Raw genomic sequence first — 1,974 nt, forward strand, 5'->3', positions numbered from 1 at the left:
GAGCGGGCATCGTGAAAAGTCTATGTCAAAGAAAGGGTTATGTTCTCATAATTGACGATTAAATCGCACCTTCCATAATCTGATTACCGTGCGGGTGACCACCGATAAAGGCATCATCGGCCACGGCTGTGCTACCTTCCAGCAACGCCCGCTGGCGGTCAAAACCATGGTCGATGAGTACCTGAAACCTCTGCTGATCGGGCGTGATGCCAACCACATCGAAGACCTCTGGCAGATGATGAACGTCAATGCCTACTGGCGAAACGGTCCAGTGATGAATAACGCCATCTCCGGCGTCGATATGGCACTGTGGGATATTAAAGGCCAGTTGGCCGGCATGCCGCTGTATCAATTGCTTGGCGGGCAATCTCGCGATGCCATCGCCGCCTACAGCCATGCCAGCGGCGAAACGCTGGAAGAACTCTTCACCAGCGTAGATCGCCTGCGCGAACAGGGCTATCGTCATATTCGCTGCCAGTTGGGCTTTTACGGCGGCACGCCCGCACAACTGCATACGCCGGAAAACCCCACGCCCGGCGCCTGGTTCGATCAGCAAGAGTACATGAACAATACCGTTGCCATGTTCAAGGCACTGCGCGAAAACTACGGCTTTGGCCTGCACATTCTGCATGATGTGCATGAACGTCTCTTTCCCCAACAGGCGATACAGCTGGCAAAGCAGTTGGAGCCGTATCAGCCCTATTTCATTGAAGATATTTTGCCACCGCAGCAAAGCGCCTGGCTTGAACAGGTGCGCCAGCATAGCTGCGTGCCGCTGGCGATGGGCGAGCTCTTTAATAACCCAGCAGAATGGCACGATCTGATTGTTAACCGACGCATCGATTTTATTCGCTGTCATATTTCGCAAATCGGCGGCATCACCCCGGCGCTAAAACTGGCCGTGCTGTGCCAGGCCTTTGGTGTACGTCTTGCCTGGCATGGTCCGGGCGATATGTCCCCCATAGGCGTCGCGGTAAACACCCATCTCAATATTCATCTACATAACGCGGCCATTCAGGAATACATTCCGCGCTCTGTGGAAACCGACACGGTCTTCCCCGGCGCGCCGATGGTAAAAGACGGTTTTGTCTATGCGCCGCAAACGCCGGGCATCGGCGTGACGTTCAATGAAGAGGAAGGCCTGCGCTACCCGGTCGTTTATCGCCCGCATGAGTGGACGCAAAGCCGCCTGCCGGATGGCACTATTCACACGCCGTAGATCAGGCTTCGCCTTTGCGAAAGGCGAGGTTAGCCCGGTTGTGCGGGATCACATAGGTGCAGGTGTAGTTGATGTCGATGATATCGCTGATTTCGTAGACTCTGCCGCCTTCCAGAATCCCGCGATTACTGATGTGCATGGCCGGGCTTCCTTTCTTACAGCCCAACAGTGCGGCTTGCTCACGGCTGACCGTGACTGCACGATAGGTCGTCAGCATATGTGAAATCTGATACCCCTTGCCTAAGACGTACTGCTGCAATGAGCTTTCGATGACCTGCTGATTCAATTCGGCAAAATCGGCGGCGGGCATGCGGGAGATTTCAATTTGCACCGCCTCTTCATCGACAAAACGCAGCCGACAAAATTGCCAGATAAAGCTGTCATCCGTCAGTCCAAAGATCTGCTGCTCATCGCGGTCGGGGCGTTTTTTATGCAGACTGATCAGCCGAAACCGGATCTGATCGAAGCGTTTTTCAGTGATGGAGTTGTAGACCAGCGGATTGTTACGCGCCTGCTCGTTAATCCAGATCCCGGAGCCTTGAACAATGCGCACAACGCCGATGCTTGCCAGCTTTTCGAGCGCCTGGCGGATGGTAAAACGGGAGACGCCATACTCTTCTGCGAGCTGTCTTTCAGGGGGGAGTTTGCGCGGTCCGGATTCGCTGCTTTGATAAATTTTGCTTAGATAGTGTCGTCACAAGATTTTAGCCCAGAGAGCGATGCATCTGATCTGGACGGCAGCGAGAAATGAGGCC

General features: G+C 54.4%; 2 protein-coding genes. One reads left to right on the forward strand and one right to left on the reverse strand.

Going from position 1 to position 1,974, the window contains the following annotated elements; genetic code table 11:
* The first annotated feature begins 79 nt into the window (after nt 1-79).
* Nucleotides 80-1,219: an enolase C-terminal domain-like protein gene (locus ACSZPU_RS25390; protein ID WP_499004372.1), complete on the forward strand. Its 1,140-nt coding sequence runs from the start codon at nt 80-82 to the stop codon at nt 1,217-1,219.
* A gap of 1 nt (nt 1,220) precedes the next feature.
* On the opposite strand, the gene ACSZPU_RS25395 is transcribed toward ACSZPU_RS25390, so the two are convergent.
* Entirely contained in the window at nt 1,221-1,895 is a 675-nt protein-coding gene (locus ACSZPU_RS25395; protein WP_499004373.1) for a GntR family transcriptional regulator, read from the reverse strand.
* Nucleotides 1,896-1,974: the final 79 nt, after the last annotated feature.

Origin of the sequence: Phytobacter sp. V69 (assembly GCF_965644215.1) — a bacterium.
Taxonomy (GTDB): domain Bacteria; phylum Pseudomonadota; class Gammaproteobacteria; order Enterobacterales; family Enterobacteriaceae; genus Phytobacter.